The sequence below is a fragment of the Yersinia alsatica genome (genome assembly GCF_902170305.1).
Classification (GTDB): domain Bacteria; phylum Pseudomonadota; class Gammaproteobacteria; order Enterobacterales; family Enterobacteriaceae; genus Yersinia; species Yersinia alsatica.
On record NZ_CABHWW010000026.1, the window covers coordinates 542,658 to 562,808 of the forward strand.

The window sequence follows — 20,151 nt, forward strand, 5'->3', positions numbered from 1 at the left end:
GGTCATTTTACCAGTAATGGATTCAGCCCTTGCTCAATCAACATTTGGGTGAGGGCAATTAATGGCAGGCCGATGAGCGTATTTGGATCGCGGCCTGATAACCTATCAAATAATGTAATCCCCAAACCTTCACTTTTAAAACTACCCGCACAATTCCACGGTTGTTCCCGCACTAAATAGCCTTCGATTTCTGCTTTGCTTAACGTGCGGAAATAAACATCAAATGTCTCGCAAAGACAATTATGATTTTCTGTTGCTGTATTTAGCAGCACCAGGCCAGTATAAAAAGTGACACATTGACCGCTGGCTTGTTCTAATTGTTTGACTGCATTTGTATGGTTATGCGGTTTTCCGACAATTTCTCCGTTAATAACACAGACTTGGTCAGAGCCGATAATTAAATGCTGCGGATAACGTGCTGCCAACGCTTTGGCCTTAGCCAAGGCTAATCGTTGCACCAACGCACTGGCGGTTTCTGCGGGTAATGGGGTCTCATCTGCGTCTGGTGCATCAGTAATAAAGGGTAATTGCAGCTTTTCCAGCAGCGCACGGCGATAAGATGATGTTGAGGCAAGAACCAGTTGCGGCATAATATTTTCCATAAATCGTAGCGTAATTTTATCAGGCATTTTAAACTGTCTACCGCTTCGGAAGCGAATATTGGTGAAAGGTGCGGTAAAAAGGCCTTTTTCTTTGACTCTATGTCGTTACAAAGTTAATATGCGCGCCCTATGCAAAAGGTAAAATTACCCCTGACCATTGATGCGGTTCGTACCGCTCAGAAACGTTTAGATTACGCAGGTATCTATTCACCTGAGCAGGTTACACGTGTAGCCGACTCAGTGGTAAGTGTGGACAGCGATGTCGTGGCCTCATTATCGTTTAATATCGATAATCAGCGCCTGGCGGTTATTACAGGTCATGCAGACGTCGATGTAACATTGATGTGTCAGCGCTGTGGTAACACGTTTGCACACCATGTTCATACAACGTATTGTTTTAGCCCGATCGTCAATGATGAGCAGGCTGAAGCATTACCGGAAGCGTACGAGCCGATCGAAGTCGACGAATTTGGCGAAGTTGATCTGCTGGCAATGATTGAAGACGAAATTATTCTTTCACTGCCTGTCGTTCCGGTACATGATTCTGAACACTGTGAAGTGTCCGAGGCGGACATGGTATTTGGCAAACTGCCTGAAGAGGCGGAGAAACCTAATCCATTTGCCGTATTAGCCAGTTTAAAGAAAGTAATTAAGGAGTAAGGTCAATGGCCGTACAACAGAACAAACCAACTCGTTCCAAACGTGGCATGCGCCGTTCACACGATGCGCTGACCACTGCCACTCTGTCTGTGGACAAAACTTCCGGTGAAACTCACCTGCGTCACCACATCACAGCCGACGGTTTCTACCGCGGCCGCAAGGTTATCGGCTGAGTAGTACTTGCTAATCTTTAGCAAGGCGATACCTTGACTTGTCTAACCCTAGCGTTAGATGCAATGGGTGGGGACTTCGGTCCCTGCGTCACAGTGCCTGCTTCATTGCAGGCACTGGCCTCTAATCCACAGCTTAAACTCCTGCTGGTCGGGAATCCCGACACCATCACTCCGTTACTTGTTAATGCCGATCCTTTGTTGCTGGAAAGGTTACAGGTAATCCCCGCTGAGCATGTTATTGCCGGCGATGCTAAACCCTCACAAGCTATCCGTGCCAGCCGTGGTACTTCCATGCGCATAGCATTGGAACTGGTTAAAAACGGCGAAGCCGAAGCTTGCGTGAGTGCAGGGAATACTGGGGCACTGATGGGGTTGGCGAAGATGACTATCAAGCCATTGGATGGAATAGAGCGCCCGGCGTTGATGACCGTCATCCCAAATCAACAGCGCAGCAAAACTGTGGTGTTAGATTTAGGGGCCAACGTTGAATGTGATAGCACGATGTTAGTGCAATTTGCTGTCATGGGTTCGGTGATGGCAGAAGAAGTTGTCGGGATAACCAACCCCCGTGTTGCTTTGCTGAATATCGGTGAAGAGGAAACCAAGGGGCTAGATAATATCCGCGAAGCCGCCGCAGTATTAAAAAATACACCGGCGATCAACTATATTGGTTACCTGGAAGGCAATGATCTGCTGACAGGGAAGACCGATGTAATGGTTTGTGACGGCTTCGTGGGTAACGTCACTCTAAAGACCATGGAAGGTGTGATAAGAATGTTCTTGTCACTGCTCAAATCATCGGGCGATGGCGGTAAACAGTCCTGGTGGCTTAAACTCATTGGGCGTTGGCTGCAAAAACGCGTGGCGAAGCGGTTCGGTCATTTGAACCCCGACCAGTATAATGGCGCATGTCTGTTAGGATTACGGGGCATCGTAATCAAGAGCCACGGCGCGGCGAATCAACGAGCATTCGCTGTCGCAATCGAACAGGCTGTGCAGGCGGTGCAGCGGCAAGTCCCTCAGCGGATTGCCGCGCGCCTTGAAGCGGTATTACCCAAGAGTGACTGATCGTACATGTATACTAAGATTCTCGGTACGGGGAGTTATCTGCCCGTACAAGTGCGCAGTAATGCTGATTTAGAAAAAATGGTGGATACCTCGGACGAGTGGATTGTGACTCGGACAGGTATTCGTGAGCGACGTATCGCTGGTTTGGATGAAACAGTCGCAACCATGGGTTTCCATGCAGCTGAAAAAGCGCTGGAGATGGCCGGTATTGATAAGGACGATATCGGGCTGATTATCGTTGCTACCACCTCCTCAAGTCATGCTTTCCCAAGCTCGGCTTGTCAGGTGCAGCAAATGCTGGGCATTAAAGATTCAGCCTCTTTTGATTTAGCAGCAGCCTGTGCTGGTTTTACTTATGCACTGAGTGTGGCTGACCAGTACGTTAAAAGTGGTGCGGTCAAAAATGCCATCGTCATTGGTTCAGATGTGTTGTCTCGCGCATTGAATCCTGAAGACCGCGGCACGATTATTCTGTTTGGTGATGGCGCGGGTGCTGTTGTATTAGGTGCATCTGAAGAACAAGGTATTATTTCGACCCATTTGCATGCTGATGGTCGTTATGGTGATTTGCTGGCGTTACCGTATCAGGATCGCCAACAACAAGACCAACCCGCCTATGTCACGATGGCCGGGAATGAAGTATTTAAAGTTGCGGTGACGGAACTTGCCCACATTGTGGACGAGACGTTGCAGGCCAATAATCTGGATCGCTCAGCGCTGGATTGGCTGGTACCGCATCAAGCTAACCTGCGTATCATCAGCGCAACGGCTAAAAAATTAGGCATGGGGATGGATAAAGTGGTGATCACGCTTGATCGTCATGGCAACACCTCTGCGGCATCTGTACCTGCTGCGCTGGACGAAGCGGTAAGAGATGGGCGTATTCAACGTGGGCAGTTAGTGCTGCTAGAAGCGTTTGGCGGCGGCTTTACCTGGGGCTCTGCGCTGGTTCGTTTTTGATTTAACAGAAAGTCTTTTGATTTAACAGGAAAGCAAAATGTCAAAATTTGCAATGGTATTTCCAGGCCAGGGCTCTCAATCCCTTGGCATGCTGGCTGATTTGGCCGCACAATTTCCGATAGTTGAAGAGACCTTCAGTGAAGCCTCATCTGTTCTGGGCTACTCACTCTGGCAGCTGGTGCAACAAGGCCCAGCTGAAGAATTGAACAAAACGTGGCAGACGCAGCCAGCATTGCTGACAGCCTCTGTTGCTATCTGGCGTATTTGGCAACATCAGGGCGGCAAACTGCCAGCGATGATGGCAGGCCACAGTCTGGGTGAGTACTCGGCTCTGGTTTGTGCTGGTGTTCTGGATTTCAAACAGGCGGTTCGTCTGGTTGAGTTACGTGGCAAGCTGATGCAGGAAGCGGTACCTGAAGGTACTGGCGCAATGTACGCCATTATCGGTTTGGATAATGAATCCATTGCTAAAGCTTGTGAAGAGTCAGCTCAAGGGCAGGTGGTCTCGCCAGTAAACTTTAACTCACCGGGCCAGGTGGTCATTGCGGGTAATAAAGATGCGGTAGAACGCGCGGGTGCTGCTTGTAAAGCCGCCGGTGCCAAACGCGCATTACCGCTGCCGGTAAGTGTGCCATCCCATTGTGCGCTGATGAAGCCCGCAGCGGACAAATTGGCCATTGCACTGGAAGAGATCGAATTCCAGGCACCATTATTCCCTGTTGTTAACAACGTAGATGTGAAAACTGAAGTGTCACCAGAAGCTATCCGCAGCGCACTGGTGCGTCAGTTATATAATCCAGTACGTTGGACTGAGAGTGTTGAATTTATCGCAGCAGAAGGCGTTGAGCTGCTGTTAGAAGTTGGGCCGGGTAAAGTCCTGACTGGCTTGACCAAGCGTATCGTTGATACTTTAGCTGCAGCACCGGTAAACGATGTTGCCACGCTAACCAGCGCGCTTGAAAACTAAGAAAGAGGGTAACATGAGCTTTGAAGGAAAAATTGCGCTGGTAACCGGCGCTAGCCGCGGTATTGGCCGTGCGATTGCAGAATTATTGGCTGAACGTGGTGCCCGTGTTATTGGTACGGCGACCAGTGAAAAGGGCGCAGAAGCAATTAGCGCCTACCTGGGCGAGCATGGCAAAGGTTTAATGCTGAATGTCGTAGATCCCGCGTCAATCGAGTCAGTTTTGGCAACGATTCGTGCGGAATTTGGAGAAGTCGACATTTTAGTGAATAATGCAGGTATTACGCGTGATAACCTGCTGATGCGTATGAAGGATGAAGAGTGGCAGGATATTATTGACACCGATCTGACTTCCGTATTCCGCCTGTCAAAAGCGGTAATGCGCGCTATGATGAAAAAGCGGTTTGGGCGCATCATCACCATCGGTTCTGTGGTTGGGACAATGGGCAATGCGGGGCAGGTTAACTACGCGGCAGCTAAAGCGGGTCTGATCGGTTTTAGCAAGTCTTTGGCGCGTGAGGTTGCTTCACGTGGCATTACTGTCAACGTTGTGGCACCTGGCTTTATTGAGACAGACATGACGACGGCGTTGACAGATGATCAACGCGCAGGCATTTTAGCCCAAGTACCAGCTAACCGGCTTGGGCAAGCAAAAGAAATCGCCAGCGCTGTTGCATTTTTAGCCTCTGACGAGGCCAGCTACATCTCTGGTGAAACGTTACATGTCAATGGCGGCATGTATATGATTTAAAAATCACGAAAGTATTTGCGTTATTTGAGGTAAAAACCGCAAAATAGCGTAAAATCGTGGTTTGACCAGCCGAGATTTAGTTGCATCTTTTTCAACATTTTATACACTACGAAAACCATCGCGAAAGCGAGTTTTGATAGGAAATTTAAGAGTATGAGCACTATCGAAGAACGCGTTAAGAAAATCATCGTTGAACAACTGGGTGTTAAAGAAGACGAAGTGAAGAACAGTGCTTCTTTCGTTGAAGATCTTGGCGCGGATTCTCTGGACACCGTTGAGCTGGTAATGGCTCTGGAAGAAGAATTTGATACTGAGATTCCAGACGAAGAAGCAGAAAAAATCACTACTGTTCAGGCAGCTATTGATTTTATCAACGCTAACCAGCAGTAAGCGTACATGCTTTAAGTTTAGATAGTTAGGCGGTCACTCGACCGCCTAAGTTTTTTTTGTCCTAAGTGTTATTTTCCCTCCTTGGAGGACAACCGTGTCTAAGCGTCGAGTTGTTGTGACTGGACTGGGCATGTTGTCTCCTGTCGGTAGTACAGTCGAATCCACATGGAAAGCTGTTCTTGCCGGGCAGAGTGGCATCAGCCTGATCGACCATTTCGATACTAGTGCCTATGCAACGCGATTTGCTGGCTTAGTAAAAGATTTCAATTGTGAAGATTACATTTCGCGTAAAGATGCACGCAAAATGGATGCCTTCATACAGTACGGTGTCGCGGCTGGCATGCAAGCCATGCAAGACTCCGGGCTTGAAGTAACAGAAGCCAATGCTTCACGTATCGGTGCCGCTATTGGTTCTGGTATTGGTGGCTTGGGTCTGATTGAAGAAAACCACACCTCGCTGGTGAACGGTGGGCCACGTAAAATCAGCCCATTCTTCGTGCCTTCAACCATTGTTAACATGATTGCCGGCCACTTGACCATTATGTATGGTTTGCGTGGGCCAAGCATCTCTATCGCGACAGCATGTACTTCTGGTGTGCACAACATCGGTCACGCAGCTCGTATCATTGCTTACAATGATGCTGATGTTATGGTGGCCGGTGGGGCTGAAAAGGCCAGTACACCACTGGGTGTTGGTGGCTTTGGTGCTGCTCGAGCATTATCAACTCGCAACGATAACCCACAGGCAGCAAGTCGCCCATGGGATAAAGACCGTGACGGTTTCGTGCTGGGTGATGGCGCTGGCATGATGGTGCTGGAAGAGTACGAACACGCGAAGAAACGTGGCGCGAAAATCTATGCAGAAGTTGTTGGGTTTGGGATGAGCAGCGATGCTTATCACATGACCTCGCCACCGGAAGACGGTTCTGGCGCAGCTCTGGCCATGGTTAATGCTTTACGTGATGCGGGTGTGAGCACGTCTCAAATCGGCTATATCAATGCCCACGGTACCTCAACTCCTGCTGGCGATAAAGCCGAGACGCAGGCAGTTAAGTCTGTATTTGGTGAAGATGCCTATAAAGTGATGGTCAGTTCCACCAAATCCATGACTGGGCACTTGTTAGGTGCGGCAGGTGCAGTTGAGTCTATCTTTACTGTGTTAGCTTTGCGTGATCAGGCCATTCCGCCAACCATTAACCTGGATAACCCAGATGAAGGTTGTGATTTGGACTTTGTACCGCATGAAGCTCGTCAGGTAAAAGATATGGAGTACACCCTGTGTAACTCCTTCGGCTTCGGCGGCACTAACGGTTCTTTGGTTTTCCGTAAGGTATAATCATAACTGTTAAGCGCCAGTGGCTAAAAGACCCGGTTTTCCGGGTCTTTTATTAAGTTCACCACCCGTTCTTCATAACATCCCGCCATAAAAATTGTCTTAAAATAGCTATTGGCTTAAATCTGATACTGTACCCATTCCATTTAAAGAGAATCTGAATGTTCTGGATTAATGGTGTTGAACAAAGTTTGATTTCAGCTTCAGACCGCTCTGTGCAGTTTGGTGACGGCTGTTTTACTACCGCAAGAGTCTCTCGTGGCCGAGTTGTGTGGCTTGATAAACACATATTACGCTTGCAGCAGGCGACAGAGCGGCTATTGATGCCCGCGGTAAATTGGAATGCATTGACCAAGGAAATGGTTGAGGCGGCAAATCATACAGAAGATGGCGTGCTAAAGGTCATTATCAGCCGGGGAACCGGCGGACGTGGCTATAGCGGTACAGCATGTCAGCATCCGACCAGAATTATTTCTCTTAGTGATTATCCAACTCAATATAATAGCTGGCGTGAGCGGGGCATAGTATTGGCACTCAGTCCTGTTCCTTTGGCGCGCAGCCCTTTATTGGCTGGCATTAAGCATCTGAATCGGCTGGAGCAAGTCTTGATTCGTGCGCATCTTGAGCACACAGAGGCTGATGAGGCACTGGTACTTGACACTGAAGGCATGCTGGTGGAATGCTGTGCGGCTAATTTATTCTGGCGCAAAGGTGATGAAATCTTTACCCCGGATCTGAGTCAATCAGGTGTCGATGGCATTATGCGCCAGAGAATAATCGCCTGCCTGGCTGCTCTCGGCAGGTCAGTGACGATTGTGGTGCAACCTCCAGCGGTGCTGGCCGATGCCGATGAAGTTATCCTGTGTAATGCACTGATGCCGATACTGCCAGTGAGTCGCACCCACGAGAGGGAGTATCACTCGCGGCAGCTGTTTGATTTTCTCAGCCAGCATTGCTGCGATATCTGAGTCATGGTTGACAAAAGTTCTGATTCTTAGTGTTTATGACTACCTTTAATTTGAAGATGGCCGCCCGATGAAAATAAAAAGCACCAGAGCAATAATCCTGTTTGTTGTGATCTGTTTGGGATTACTGCTGTTGGGTTACCAGAGAGTACAAGATTTTGCGGACCAGCCATTGGCTATCCAGCAAGAGACCCTATTCAAGCTCCCTGCGGGGACCGGCCGGGTTGGGTTGGAGAATTTACTGCAACGTGATCATCTGATTAAGAACACGCGCTGGTTCCCATGGTTACTGCGTATTGACCCAGAGTTGGCCAAATTTAAAGCGGGTACCTACCGTTTTACCCCCGGAATGACAGTTCGCGGCATGTTAGAGCTGCTCGCCAGCGGCAAAGAAGCACAATTTACGGTGCGCTTTGTGGAAGGTAAGCGGCTGCGTGATTGGCTGGATGAATTACAGCAATCAAAATATATAAAGCATGTATTGGCAGGTAAGAGCGATGCGGAAATCGCGGTCTTGCTGGGGCTGAAAGATAGCGAGCATCCTGAAGGTTGGCTCTACCCGGATACCTATTCATATACTGCTGGAACCACTGACTTGGCATTGCTCAAACGTGCCCATGTGAAGATGGAAAAAACAGTCGATGAAATTTGGCAAGGGCGTGATAAATCGTTGCCTTATAAAACGCCGGGTGAATTGGTCACCATGGCGTCAATCATCGAAAAAGAAACCGCCGTCAATGAAGAAAGAACCAAAGTGGCGTCGGTATTTATCAACCGCTTGCGTATTGGCATGCGTCTGCAAACTGACCCAACGGTAATTTATGGTATGGGCGATAAGTATAATGGCAACATTAGCCGTAAAGACTTAGATACCCCGACGCCTTATAATACCTATACAATTTCTGGTTTGCCGCCGACGCCGATTGCCATGCCGGGGCTGGCCTCGTTAACTGCTGCCGCTCATCCGGCCAAGACGGCTTATCTCTACTTTGTGGCTGACGGCAAGGGCGGGCACACTTTTACCACCAATTTAGCCAGCCATAACCAAGCGGTGCGGGTTTATCGCCAATCGCTCAAGGATAAAAATGAACAGTAAATTTATCGTTATTGAAGGGCTTGAAGGGGCAGGGAAAACCACCGCCAAAGACACCGTGGTTGCCACGCTACGCGCCCAGGGGATTAACGATATTGTCTTTACCCGCGAGCCGGGAGGGACGCCACTGGCAGAAAAACTGCGTGATTTGATTAAGCAAGGTATCGACGGTGAGGTTCTGACTGATAAAGCCGAAGTGTTGATGTTATATGCCGCTCGGGTGCAATTGGTTGAAAATGTTATCAAACCGGCGCTGGCCCGCGGCAGTTGGGTGGTCGGCGATCGCCATGATTTGTCATCACAGGCTTATCAGGGCGGAGGGCGCGGGATTGATAGCAAGCTGATGACATCATTACGTGACACGGTATTAGGTGAGTTTCGCCCCGATTTAACACTGTATCTGGATCTCCCCCCGGTGGTTGGTCTGGCGCGTGCTCGCGCCCGTGGCGAGTTAGACCGTATTGAACAAGAGTCATTGGCCTTTTTCGAGCGCACTCGTGCGCGTTATCTTGAGTTGGCCGCCGCAGATTCCAGTATCAAAACTATTGATGCTTCCCAGCCTATTGAACAGGTGAGTGAATCTATCAGTCAGGTGCTTAAGCAGTGGCTAATCAACCGGGAAACAGCGTAATGAAATGGTACCCGTGGCTTACCGCGCCTTACCGTCAGTGGGTAGGGCAGCAGATTGCCGGGCGTGGTCATCATGCATTATTGCTGCACTCTTTGCCCGGAAATGGCGAGGAAGCGCTAATTTATGGCATCAGCCGCTGGTTGATGTGCCAGCAGCGACAAGGCGAGAAAAGCTGCGGTGAATGCCACAGCTGCCGTCTAATGTTGGCGGGTAATCATCCCGATTGGTATGTGCTGGCGCCAGATAAAGGCAAAAGCAGTATCGGTGTTGAGTTGGTGCGCCAACAGATTGAAAAACTCTATTCTCATGCCCAGCAAGGGGGGGCAAAAGTGGTGTGGCTGCCTCATGCTGAGTTGCTGACCGATGCCGCAGCGAATGCCTTGCTGAAAACCTTAGAAGAGCCGCCAGAGAAAACCTATTTCCTGCTAGATTGCCATCAGCCTGCCAGTTTGTTAGCCACTCTGCGCAGCCGCTGTTTTTACTGGCATCTGGCCTGCCCGGATACGGCGCTCAGTTTACAATGGCTCAATCGGCAAATTCAGGCTGAACCCATCTCGATGCTGGCTGCGCTGAAATTGAGTGAGGGCGCGCCGTTGGCGGCCGAGCGTTTGCTGCAACCCGAACGTTGGGGCATCAGAACCACCTTATGTGGCGCGCTGGGTAGTGCACTGAACAGTTCAGATTTATTGTCGTTGTTGCCGCAGCTTAACCATGATGACGCCCCTGAGCGCATCCAATGGCTCTCTTCGTTAGTGCTTGATGCTCTGAAATGGCAACAAGGCGCGGGTGAGTTCGCCGTCAATCAGGACCAATTACCGCTGGTACAGCAGTTGGCGCAAGCCGCTACGACACCGGTATTGCTTCAGTCAGCGAAACAACTGAGCCATTGCCGCCATCAATTATTAACGGTGGTGGGGGTTAATCGTGAATTATTGCTCACCGAGTTGCTGCTTAACTGGGAAACCGCCCTGACGACCGGTGCCTATTCCACCTCATCTTCATTAAATACCTAGAAAACTTGGATTATTATGTTGTTAGTAGATTCTCATTGCCACCTTGATAGCCTTGATTACCAGACGCTGCATAGCAGTGTCGATGATGTATTAGCCAAAGCACAGGCGCGAGATGTCGGTTTTGTTCTGGCGGTTGCCACCACATTGCCGGGCTTTTCGGCTATGACATCTCTTATCGGGGCGCGAAAAAATGTCGCGTTTTCCTGTGGTGTTCACCCGCTGAACCTTGATGGCGGCTATGATTTTCAGCAACTTGCTACTCTGGCAGCGGCAGATAATGTAGTTGCGATGGGGGAAACCGGGCTGGATTACTTCTATCAGCAAGATAATATCCCACTGCAACAAGCTTCTTTCCGCGAACATATTCGTATTGGCCGCAAATTAAATAAGCCGGTCATTGTGCATACGCGCGATGCTCGTGAAGACACATTGGCTATTTTGCGTGAGGAGCAGGCACAAGAGTGCGGCGGCGTTTTACACTGCTTTACAGAAGATAAAGCGACGGCAGCCACCTTGTTGGACTTGGGTTTTTACATCTCTTTCTCTGGGATCCTGACTTTCCGCAATGCAGAACAGCTGCGAGATGTTGCCCGCTACGTGCCGCTGGACAGGTTGTTAGTTGAAACGGATTCGCCTTATCTGGCGCCGGTTCCTCATCGTGGTAAAGAGAACCAACCGGCCTATGTCCGTGATGTTGCAGAGTATATGGCGGTACTGAAAGGCGTAAGTCTTGAATCCCTGGCTCAAGCCACGACAGATAACTTCTGCCGGTTGTTTCATCTGGAATCGTCGATCCTCTCCAGTGATACGCAGCAACTTCCTTAATAATACTTTTTTTTTAAGCTCGTAATTAATCGCCGAAACGAGTAATGTTCTCACCCGATTTAGTGGGTGAGGGCAGGGCTTATTGACGTTTTTTTACAAAAAATGCGCGATTTGAATCAAATTAGGCGCTTTCTTGAAAGAAACGTGACTGCCATCAAACATTAAGCAGGCTATTTATTTTACTCTTCGTAAAAATTAAAAGGGTGCTTTAGACACCCTTATTCGCAAAGGCTTACTCCCCCCTTTGTAATGCCAATAAACGCGAGAAAAAAGCAGAAAAAGCACTATTTACTCAGGAGCTCACTCAACTATGTTTAAGAACGCATTTGCAAACCTGCAAAAGGTAGGTAAATCGCTAATGCTACCGGTATCCGTCTTACCCATCGCAGGTATTCTGCTGGGTGTCGGTTCCGCGAATTTTAGCTGGCTACCAACGGTAGTCTCTCACGTAATGGCAGAAGCGGGCGGTTCCGTTTTTGCTAACATGGCATTAATCTTTGCTATTGGCGTTGCACTTGGCTTTACCAATAACGACGGTGTATCCGCGTTGGCGGCAGTTGTTGCTTACGGCATCATGGTGAAAACCATGGCTGTTGTCGCACCGCTGGTCTTGCATCTTCCAGCAGAAGAAATTGCTGCCAAGCATTTAGCTGATACCGGGGTTCTGGGCGGGATTATTGCTGGTGCAATAGCCGCGTACATGTTTAACCGCTTCTACCGTATTCAGCTACCTGAATATCTGGGCTTCTTTGCGGGTAAACGTTTCGTTCCGATTATCTCTGGTTTCACCGCGATCTTCGTGGGTGTGATTCTGTCCTTCGTGTGGCCACCTATCGGCACTGCGATCCAGACATTCTCTCAGTGGGCTGCTTATCAGAACTCAGTTGTTGCCTTTGGTATCTACGGCGTGGTTGAACGTGCGTTAGTACCATTCGGTCTGCACCATATCTGGAACGTACCATTCCAAATGCAAATTGGTGAATACACCAACGCAGCGGGTCAGGTATTCCACGGTGACATTCCTCGTTATATGGCGGGCGACCCAACTGCGGGCAAACTGTCTGGCGGTTTCCTGTTCAAAATGTACGGCTTACCAGCGGCTGCAATTGCAATCTGGCATTCCGCTAAACCGGAAAACCGGGCGAAAGTGGGCGGGATTATGATCTCTGCGGCACTGACCTCCTTCTTAACCGGTATTACCGAGCCAATCGAATTCTCCTTCATGTTCGTGGCGCCAATCTTGTATGTTATCCATGCAATTCTGGCTGGTCTGGCGTTCCCAATCTGTATCCTGCTTGGGATGCGTGACGGTACCAGCTTCTCCCACGGCTTGATTGACTTCGTCGTCCTGAGTGGCAACAGCAGCCGTATCTGGCTGTTCCCTCTGGTGGGTATCTGCTACGGTCTGGTGTACTACACCATCTTCCGTGTACTGATTGCCAAACTGGATCTGAAAACACCCGGTCGTGAAGAGAACTCTACTGAGCAAACTGTACAGGGCGGCACAGAAATGTCAGCAGCACTGGTCAATGCGTTCGGTGGTAAAGAAAACATCACTAACCTTGATGCCTGTATCACTCGTCTGCGCGTTAGCGTGGCGGATGTATCCAAGGTTGACCAGGCTGGTCTGAAGAAATTGGGTGCTGCGGGCGTTGTGGTTGCTGGCTCAGGCGTTCAAGCCATCTTCGGGACTAAATCTGATAACCTGAAAACAGATATGGACGAGTACATTCGTAACCATTAATCAGGTATGGGGAGTGCAAAAGGGAGGCGAAAGCCTCCCTTTTTTTGTGCTCAGAAAATTATTCCGGTTCTAGCCAGGTGGTTTGGAAATCAAACCAGCCGAGATTATTGAGGTGGACACCTTGGGCTTGCTCGGGGGCTTTTAGCCGCATCCAGTGGTGGAATAGAGGCTGCAACCAGCCGGTGGCGATAACATCTCTGATCAATTGCTCGGCATTGAGGGATTGGTTACGCCAATCATGGAGATAGGCTTGTAAACGAGCCTCATCACCGCCAGTGATGGATTGGCGTAGCAGTGGGGAGCCCAATAACCATGCTGCGACATTCCACTCTTCAGGAACGGCAAAATTCACTGTTCCCAACCACAAATCGACATTGGCATCACCTTCAGCCCAGGTGGCGTAATCAAGCTCGGATGCTTCCAGCCGAATGTCCTGTGCCGCCAGAATGTGGCTCATCTCGGTAACTAACATCGAATATTCAGGATGTTGGGCATGATAAGCCAGTGTAAGCACTGGCAGGTGTTCAGTACAAGTAGGGAAAGGAGAGCATTTCTCCCCTGAATCAATGCCGTGAAACCATGTGGGTAATACACTACTCGCTGGAACCCAGAAAGGGCGAATGGGTTCAATCAGGCGTTGGATGAGATTATAAGGATTGAGCGCTTCTCGCAGCCAGCGGCGCTGTTCAATACTGTGCCAGTGTGGTGAGCGGCTATCACACAGCAAAAAATATCCGCCTCGTTCCAAGAACATCTCTTGAGTTGAATCTGACGGTTTCCCCGTCAGACCGGCAGCGAAGCCAGAAACATAGTCAATATCACTGATACTGGAACTCAACCAGGTGGCACTTTGGATGTTTGCGAGGCTCAGTTGCTCCGATAGCACCACTGGGGCATCCGGGGTTGGTCGCTCTTGTGGGCGCGCCAGATCAGGGAAGATCAGCACCTCTACTTCATCCAGCAAGCCACGAAAGCCAAAATAGTGGTCAAAAGACTTTATCTGCAAATGCCAGTCATCATTTTCTGCCACCCGATAAGGGCCGGTTCCCACCGGGTGTGAGGCAAAATCGGGTTGTGCAGCATGATCTGCTGGCAAAATCAGCGCGCTGTGGTGGGCCAGTAGCAAGGGAAGGTGAGGATCGGGCTGGTTAAGTTCGATAACGATACCGAGCAACCCGTGCTGGCTGACATGCTGAATGTGCGAGAACAGCGGCAGCTTGGCACAGCGGGTTAAGGAGCTGACAACATCACGGCTGGAAAGCTCGCGACCATCATGAAATTGCACTGCTGGGCGTAAATAAAAGCGCCAGTGCAGCGGGTCCAGCATCCGCCAGCGGTGTGCTAAATCTGGTGTTACCCCGCCGGTTTCTTCATTTATCCGTGTCAGTCCGTTAAAAATTTGCCGCACGAGGTGCAGCTCAGAGCGGCGCAGTGCTGTGCCGGGGTAAAGGTTTGGCATGGTGCGGTAGTAGGGGATGCGTAGCGCTTGATAATCATCCCGTACCCGGTATCCCAATTTGGCCCGCAGCAGTGGGGTGATAAGCTGTTTATCCTGCCCGAGCAGCGCAATGGCTTCATTGAAATCACCTGAATCCAGTAACTGTTCCGCTTTTTCTAGCAATAACTGATGAGTGTTCCGCAATAGTTGCAAATGTGACCGACGACCACGGCCTACCTCTGCCTGCCAGATTAGCCAGCCCGCTTGCTGCATCTGAACCAACAATGTTCGCATGTGGCGCTTAGTACAGCTGAGTTTATCTGCCAGCTCTTGCAGCGTAATGTCAATCGCGTGCACACCAACCAGATTTAATAATCGTAAATATTGTTGTTCAAGACGTCGGCTGGTCATAAAAGAGGAGCTCAATTGATGAAAAGTCAGCAGTTTTTAATATCATCTTTTTAGCCGATAATTTTCACCACAGCAAGCATAATTATTTAAGGTGAAATGATGACCCGTTACTTAAACAAAGACACCAAAGTGTGTATCTCTCTGGCGGCCAGACCCAGCAATTTTGGCACTCGTTTTCATAACTTTTTGTATGATGCTCTGGATCTCGACTATCTGTATAAAGCCTTTACCACCACAGACTTGGCGGCGGCAATTGGCGGGGTGCGAGCGCTAGGTTTTCGTGGTTGTGCTATTTCAATGCCATTCAAAGAGGCAGTAATCCCTATGGTGGATGAGATGGACCCATCCGCCGCTGCAATAAATTCAGTTAATACTTTGGTAAATACTGATGGATATCTGAAAGCGTACAACACCGACTATATTGCTATCGCGCAATTACTGCAGACTTATCAAGTCTCGTCTGAGCAGGTTTTTGCTTTGCGCGGCAGTGGTGGGATGGCCAAAGCCGTGGCGTTTGCGCTAAAAAATGCCGGTTTTAAGCAGGGTTTTATTATCGCAACCAATGAAAAGACGGGTAAACAGTTAGCGGAGCAATCTGGCTACACTTATCAATCCGATATGCGGGGCGTTCAGGCCGATATGCTGATCAATGCCACGCCGGTGGGGATGGCGGGGGGTAAGGATGCGGATAACATGTCATTTACTGAAGCTGAGGTGAATCACGCCGAGGTTATTTTTGAGGTGGTGGCACTGCCTGCTATTACTCCGCTGATACGTTATGCCCAAGCACAAGAGAAAACCGTCATTACCGGGGCTGAAGTCTTTGCTATTCAGGCAGTTGAGCAATTTGTGCTGTATACCGGTATTCGTCCGGATCAGGCTTTGTTTGAAAAAGCAGCGGCTTATGCCCGTGGTTGATGATTGAGGTTGAAATCAATAGAAATAGTCGCTCATACTACGCATTCTCCATTTTTATAATGATCAAGGAAATGCGTTATGGCCGAAGAAACGATTTTCAGCAAAATTATCCGCCGTGAAATTCCTGCCGACGTGGTTTACCAGGATGAACTGGTCACCGCGTTTCGTGATATCGCCCCACAGGCACCAACTCATATCTTAATCATTCCCAATATTCTTATTCCAACTGTGAATGACGTCACCGCAGAACACGAAGCAACACTCGGCCGAATGATCACCGTGGCTGCTAAACTTGCTAAGCAGGAAGGCATTGATGAAGATGGTTATCGCCTCATTATCAACTGCAACCGCCATGCAGGGCAGGTGGTTTATCATATCCATATGCACTTGGTCGGTGGCCGTGATCTGGGTTCCTTGTTATCTCATAAATAACGACATCTAACTGAGGTAAGCCTATGCGCCGTACGAAGGCGTTTTTATTACCGGTGATTGCGTTGGCAAGTATGGCGACATTGCTGGGGTGCAGCAGCCCGAAAGGGATTGCGGTTAATAAGCAGCAAACCGTGGTAATGGATTCGTCGGTACTGACGGCGGGCATTTTGGCTTCTCAACCCACAGTCTCAACTTCTTCTGGTAATAATACGGCGCGCTCGGTGATTACCAATAGCCAAAATAAACCGATGAAAATAAACTACCGTTTTTATTGGTATGATGCGCAAGGCTTGGATGTGCCACCGCAGGAAGCGCCGCGCTCCATTATTGTGGCGCCAGACGATGATGTGGACATTCAATCAGTTAATAATAACTTTAATGCGCGCAGTGCGCGTGTTCATATATTTTTATAACAGTCAGATTGTTATGCCCAAAGAACTTGGCGTTGCAGAGAGGTAGCAAGCGAAATCCTGTGCAATTTCAAGAACCAAGGGGATATCATCGCGCTATTGGAGTGGGACAATGAAAAGGTATTTATCTGTGGCTTTGGCGGCACTGGTGCTGACAGGCTGTATGACTCGGGCACCTACTGAGCCAACCACCACGCCACCCGTCACCATTGAGCCGGTCACACCACCCGTAATTGAAACTCCTCCACCGGTAGACACAGTGCCGCAGCCACCAAAAATGCAGCAGTCGATTGACTGGGCTGGCAGTGTCGAGCCGTTGGTTGCACAAATGGTTAATAGTAACGATGTCGCCAATGGCAGCATATTGCTGCTCGATAGCGTCAAAAATAATACCAACGGGGCATTACAAACCGCTAAAGCGACCTCGGCACTGCATCAGGTGCTGACATCCAATAAAAAGTTTGTGTTGATCTCGCCGCAGCAACTGGCTGTTGCTAAGCAAACACTGGGGTTATCAGAAGAAGATAGCCTGGGTTCGCGTAGCAAAGCGATTGGTCTGGCCCGTTATGTCAGCGCCCAATATGTGCTGTACAGCGATGTCAGTGGCGATGTGAAATCACCGACTATCGAAATGCAATTAATGCAGGCGCAAACCGGCGAAATCATCTGGTCAGGTAATGGCCCGGTCAAGCGCTGATCCCTCTCTTTATGCGCTTATTGCCAGCATCAATCCGGCGGTGAAAACCGCCGATTGTCATATTAGCCCGGTGTCAGGCCTAACCGGCGAAAGTTGGCGCATTTCCCAACGGTCAAACAGTGCCCCGAATATTGACTGGCTGGCGCGTGAGCAATCGGCGCAAAAAGCCCAGTTGGGGGTTAACCGGCGGCAGGAGCGTAAACTGCTGCGGCATGTGGCGGGTAGCGATTTATCCCCGGTGATTATTGCTGCCAATCAGCGCTGGTTAGTGGTTAATTGGCTTGAAGGTGACGTTGTCACTAATGAGCAATTCATTGAATTATCAGATAATGGTCAGTTGGCACGTCTGATGACCCGCCTGCATCATTTGCCTGCCAGTGGCTATCGGCTGGATTTACGTGGTCAGCTCATCCGTTATGGGCGTCTGATTGATCCCAAGCGCCGCTCACCAAGCTGGTTGCGGCTCCAGCATGATTTTATCCGCCAACCACTGCCGCAACCGGTGAAGCTGGCCCCTCTGCATATGGATATTCATCCCGGCAATCTTTTAATGACTCCGACTGGGCTAAAATTAATTGACTGGGAATATGCTGCGGATGGCGATATTGCACTCGATATCGCCGCGCTGTTTGGCAGTAACCAATGGTCAATGGCGCAACAGCAGGCTTTTTTACAGCACTATTGCCATAGTGAGCAGGGTTATCATGACATTGCACGTTTATCCCGTCAGATACCGCGCTGGTTACCGTGGATTGATTACCTGATGTTGATGTGGTTTGAGGTGCGCTGGCAACAGACTGGGAACAGTCAATTTTTGCAATGGGCTGCGCCGCTACGTCAGCGATTCAATCTCTCTTTTTGATGTTAAATATAAAATTTATGGAGTTGTCGTGGGTCCAGTGATGCTAGATGTTGCCAGCTATGAGCTGGATGCGGAAGAACGTGAGATTTTAAAGCACCCGCTAGTGGGGGGCTTGATTCTATTCAGCCGTAATTTTCATGATGCCGAACAGTTGCGTGAGTTAGTGCGTCAAATTAGGGCGGCATCCCATGAGCGCCTAGTGGTGGCGGTTGATCAGGAAGGCGGCAGGGTTCAACGTTTTCGTGAGGGTTTTACCCGCCTGCCAGCGGCTCAGTCGTTTGCCGCCATTAATGATGCGGCCACTGCCGCTCAACTGGCGCAAGAAGCGGGCTGGTTGATGGCTGCTGAAATGATCGCAATGGATATTGATATCAGTTTTGCACCGGTATTGGATATTGGTCATGTCAGTGCCGCGATTGGCGAGCGTTCATTCCATAGCGACCCGCAACAAGCGATGAATATGGCCGAGTGCTTTATTCGTGGGATGCATAGCGCGGGTATGAAAACTACCGGTAAACACTTCCCCGGCCATGGCGCAGTCACGGCAGACTCACATAAAGAGACGCCACGGGATAATCGACCGCTGGCAGAAATCCGTACTCATGATATGGTTATATTTCGCGAACTGATCGCCCGGGGATTACTGGATGCCATCATGCCCGCCCATGTGATTTATACTGAAGGTGATGCGCGCCCGGCAAGTGGCTCAGCTTACTGGCTGCAAACCATACTGCGCCAAGAGCTTGGCTTTGATGGCATCATCTTCTCTGATGATTTATCCATGGAAGGTGCCGCAATCATGGGCAGTTATGCTGAGCGCGGGCAGGCCTCTTTGGATGCTGGCTGCGACATGATTCTGGTCTGCAATAACCGTCAGGGCGCGGTAAGTGTGTTAGATAACCTGTCTCCGGTCAAAGCAGACCAAGTGGCGCGCTTGTATCATTCTGGGCAGTTCAGCCGCCAGGCGTTGATGGCATCATCACGTTGGCAGCAGGCGAATAAGGCATTAACAGCACTCAGTGAGCGTTGGGATGCACATAAACAAATGTCGTAGCGAGGATAAATATGATCGTCTATTTACATGGTTTTGATTCCAACAGCCCGGGTAATCACGAGAAAGTCCTGCAACTGCAATTCATCGATCCGGATGTACGCTTTATCAGTTACAGCACCTTGCATCCGCGCCATGATATGCAGCATTTACTGAAAGAAGTCGATAAAGCCATTCAGCAAGGTGGTGATGCTAAGTCACTGATTTGTGGTGTGGGTTTAGGCGGATTCTGGGCAGAACGTATTGGTTTCCTGTGTGGGATCCGCCAAGTTGCCTTCAATCCAAATCTTTATCCGCAAAACAACATGAGCGGAAAAATCGATCGCCCGGAAGAGTACATTGATATTGCCAGTAAGTGTGTTAATGACTTCCGCGAGAAAAACCGTGACCGCTGTCTGGTAGTATTGTCGCGTCATGATGAAATGCTTGATAGCCAGCAAACTGCCGGTGATTTGCATCATTATTATGAAATTGTCTGGGATGATAAACAGACTCATAAATTTAAGGATCTTTCCCCTCATCTTCAGCGGATCAAGGCCTTTAAAACCCTCGGCTAGTCAACAGCGAGTGAGTGAATAACCAGCAATTAAAATGGTTTTTTGTTAATGGTTGGTTAACTACAGTGCTGTTTACGCTTTATTATCTGGCTTGGAAAAAGGAGGCAACATACTTTTTTCAGGCCATTTTTATGACATAAATTCCTAGAATAGATCTTTATCTCCCATCAGATAGAAAAATCGTAAACTGTGACTAAACGCTA

At 49.4% G+C, this 20,151-nt stretch carries 23 protein-coding genes; 21 read left to right on the forward strand and 2 right to left on the reverse strand.

The window, feature by feature from the left end; translation table 11 throughout:
* Nucleotides 1-2 precede the first annotated feature (2 nt).
* Complete coding sequence (locus FTA96_RS16500; protein WP_050109051.1) at nucleotides 3-590, reverse strand: Maf family protein; 588 nt, start codon at nucleotides 588-590, stop codon at nucleotides 3-5.
* Nucleotides 591-731: 141 nt separating this feature from the next.
* On the opposite strand from FTA96_RS16500, the gene yceD reads away from it, so the two are divergent.
* The 14 genes from yceD to ptsG all read left to right on the forward strand — a co-directional run bounded on the left by yceD (nucleotide 732) and on the right by ptsG (nucleotide 13,172).
* Nucleotides 732-1,262 carry a 23S rRNA accumulation protein YceD gene (gene yceD / locus FTA96_RS16505; RefSeq protein WP_004709643.1) on the forward strand — a complete coding sequence of 177 codons (531 nt, stop codon included), beginning with the start codon at nucleotides 732-734 and terminating at the stop codon, nucleotides 1,260-1,262.
* Nucleotides 1,263-1,267: 5 nt separating this feature from the next.
* Nucleotides 1,268-1,435: a 50S ribosomal protein L32 gene (gene rpmF / locus FTA96_RS16510; RefSeq protein ID WP_002210931.1), complete on the forward strand. Its 168-nt coding sequence runs from the start codon at nucleotides 1,268-1,270 to the stop codon at nucleotides 1,433-1,435.
* A gap of 33 nt (nucleotides 1,436-1,468) precedes the next feature.
* Nucleotides 1,469-2,503, forward strand: coding sequence for a phosphate acyltransferase PlsX (gene plsX, locus FTA96_RS16515; RefSeq protein WP_072077922.1), 1,035 nt, complete (start codon nucleotides 1,469-1,471; stop codon nucleotides 2,501-2,503).
* A gap of 6 nt (nucleotides 2,504-2,509) precedes the next feature.
* On the forward strand, nucleotides 2,510-3,463 hold the full coding sequence (locus FTA96_RS16520; RefSeq protein ID WP_050109053.1) for a beta-ketoacyl-ACP synthase III: 954 nt from the start codon (nucleotides 2,510-2,512) through the stop codon (nucleotides 3,461-3,463).
* A 37-nt stretch (nucleotides 3,464-3,500) separates the two neighbouring features.
* A complete protein-coding gene (gene fabD / locus FTA96_RS16525; protein ID WP_050135472.1) occupies nucleotides 3,501-4,430 on the forward strand; it encodes an ACP S-malonyltransferase in 930 nt (309 codons plus the stop codon).
* 13 nt (nucleotides 4,431-4,443) lie between these two features.
* On the forward strand, nucleotides 4,444-5,178 hold the full coding sequence (gene fabG / locus FTA96_RS16530) for a 3-oxoacyl-ACP reductase FabG (RefSeq protein ID WP_050109055.1): 735 nt from the start codon (nucleotides 4,444-4,446) through the stop codon (nucleotides 5,176-5,178).
* A 153-nt stretch (nucleotides 5,179-5,331) separates the two neighbouring features.
* On the forward strand, nucleotides 5,332-5,568 hold the full coding sequence (gene acpP / locus FTA96_RS16535; protein ID WP_002220787.1) for an acyl carrier protein: 237 nt from the start codon (nucleotides 5,332-5,334) through the stop codon (nucleotides 5,566-5,568).
* A 94-nt stretch (nucleotides 5,569-5,662) separates the two neighbouring features.
* A complete protein-coding gene (fabF, locus tag FTA96_RS16540) occupies nucleotides 5,663-6,904 on the forward strand; it encodes a beta-ketoacyl-ACP synthase II (RefSeq protein WP_072077481.1) in 1,242 nt (413 codons plus the stop codon).
* A 158-nt stretch (nucleotides 6,905-7,062) separates the two neighbouring features.
* A complete protein-coding gene (gene pabC / locus FTA96_RS16545) occupies nucleotides 7,063-7,869 on the forward strand; it encodes an aminodeoxychorismate lyase (RefSeq protein WP_050135470.1) in 807 nt (268 codons plus the stop codon).
* Nucleotides 7,870-7,936: 67 nt separating this feature from the next.
* Entirely contained in the window at nucleotides 7,937-8,962 is a 1,026-nt protein-coding gene (gene mltG, locus FTA96_RS16550) for an endolytic transglycosylase MltG (RefSeq protein ID WP_050147217.1), read from the forward strand.
* Nucleotides 8,952-9,590, forward strand: a complete 639-nt coding sequence (tmk, locus tag FTA96_RS16555) for a dTMP kinase (RefSeq protein WP_050109059.1) — start codon at nucleotides 8,952-8,954, stop codon at nucleotides 9,588-9,590. Before mltG ends, tmk begins: the two co-directional genes overlap by 11 nt.
* The gene (gene holB / locus FTA96_RS16560; RefSeq protein WP_050135466.1) at nucleotides 9,590-10,603 is read left to right on the forward strand and encodes a DNA polymerase III subunit delta'; all 1,014 of its coding nucleotides are present in this window, start codon (nucleotides 9,590-9,592) and stop codon (nucleotides 10,601-10,603) included. The genes tmk and holB overlap by 1 nt, the downstream gene beginning before the upstream one ends.
* Before the next feature lie 15 nt (nucleotides 10,604-10,618).
* A complete protein-coding gene (locus FTA96_RS16565) occupies nucleotides 10,619-11,428 on the forward strand; it encodes a metal-dependent hydrolase (protein ID WP_050109061.1) in 810 nt (269 codons plus the stop codon).
* Between the two features lie 310 nt (nucleotides 11,429-11,738).
* Complete coding sequence (gene ptsG, locus FTA96_RS16570; RefSeq protein WP_050109062.1) at nucleotides 11,739-13,172, forward strand: PTS glucose transporter subunit IIBC; 1,434 nt, start codon at nucleotides 11,739-11,741, stop codon at nucleotides 13,170-13,172.
* A gap of 58 nt (nucleotides 13,173-13,230) precedes the next feature.
* On the opposite strand, the gene FTA96_RS16575 is transcribed toward ptsG, so the two are convergent.
* The gene (locus FTA96_RS16575; protein ID WP_145574337.1) at nucleotides 13,231-15,021 is read right to left on the reverse strand and encodes an SgrR family transcriptional regulator; all 1,791 of its coding nucleotides are present in this window, start codon (nucleotides 15,019-15,021) and stop codon (nucleotides 13,231-13,233) included.
* Nucleotides 15,022-15,120: 99 nt separating this feature from the next.
* Between FTA96_RS16575 and FTA96_RS16580 the strand changes: the two genes are divergently transcribed.
* The 7 genes from FTA96_RS16580 (at nucleotide 15,121) to ycfP (ending at nucleotide 19,948) form a co-directional block, all read left to right on the forward strand.
* Nucleotides 15,121-15,939, forward strand: a complete 819-nt coding sequence (locus FTA96_RS16580) for a shikimate 5-dehydrogenase (protein ID WP_145574392.1) — start codon at nucleotides 15,121-15,123, stop codon at nucleotides 15,937-15,939.
* Between the two features lie 78 nt (nucleotides 15,940-16,017).
* Entirely contained in the window at nucleotides 16,018-16,371 is a 354-nt protein-coding gene (gene hinT / locus FTA96_RS16585) for a purine nucleoside phosphoramidase (RefSeq protein ID WP_050109065.1), read from the forward strand.
* A gap of 23 nt (nucleotides 16,372-16,394) precedes the next feature.
* Entirely contained in the window at nucleotides 16,395-16,784 is a 390-nt protein-coding gene (locus FTA96_RS16590) for a YcfL family protein (RefSeq protein WP_050109066.1), read from the forward strand.
* A 109-nt stretch (nucleotides 16,785-16,893) separates the two neighbouring features.
* Nucleotides 16,894-17,478, forward strand: coding sequence for a penicillin-binding protein activator LpoB (gene lpoB, locus FTA96_RS16595; protein WP_050109067.1), 585 nt, complete (start codon nucleotides 16,894-16,896; stop codon nucleotides 17,476-17,478).
* Nucleotides 17,459-18,340 (forward strand): thiamine kinase, encoded by an 882-nt coding sequence (thiK, locus tag FTA96_RS16600; RefSeq protein WP_145574339.1) that lies wholly within the window; start codon nucleotides 17,459-17,461, stop codon nucleotides 18,338-18,340. The genes lpoB and thiK overlap by 20 nt, the downstream gene beginning before the upstream one ends.
* A 28-nt stretch (nucleotides 18,341-18,368) precedes the next feature.
* Complete coding sequence (gene nagZ, locus FTA96_RS16605) at nucleotides 18,369-19,394, forward strand: beta-N-acetylhexosaminidase (RefSeq protein WP_087818150.1); 1,026 nt, start codon at nucleotides 18,369-18,371, stop codon at nucleotides 19,392-19,394.
* 11 nt (nucleotides 19,395-19,405) lie between these two features.
* Entirely contained in the window at nucleotides 19,406-19,948 is a 543-nt protein-coding gene (gene ycfP / locus FTA96_RS16610) for an alpha/beta hydrolase YcfP (RefSeq protein ID WP_050109070.1), read from the forward strand.
* The last annotated feature ends 203 nt before the right edge of the window (nucleotides 19,949-20,151 follow it).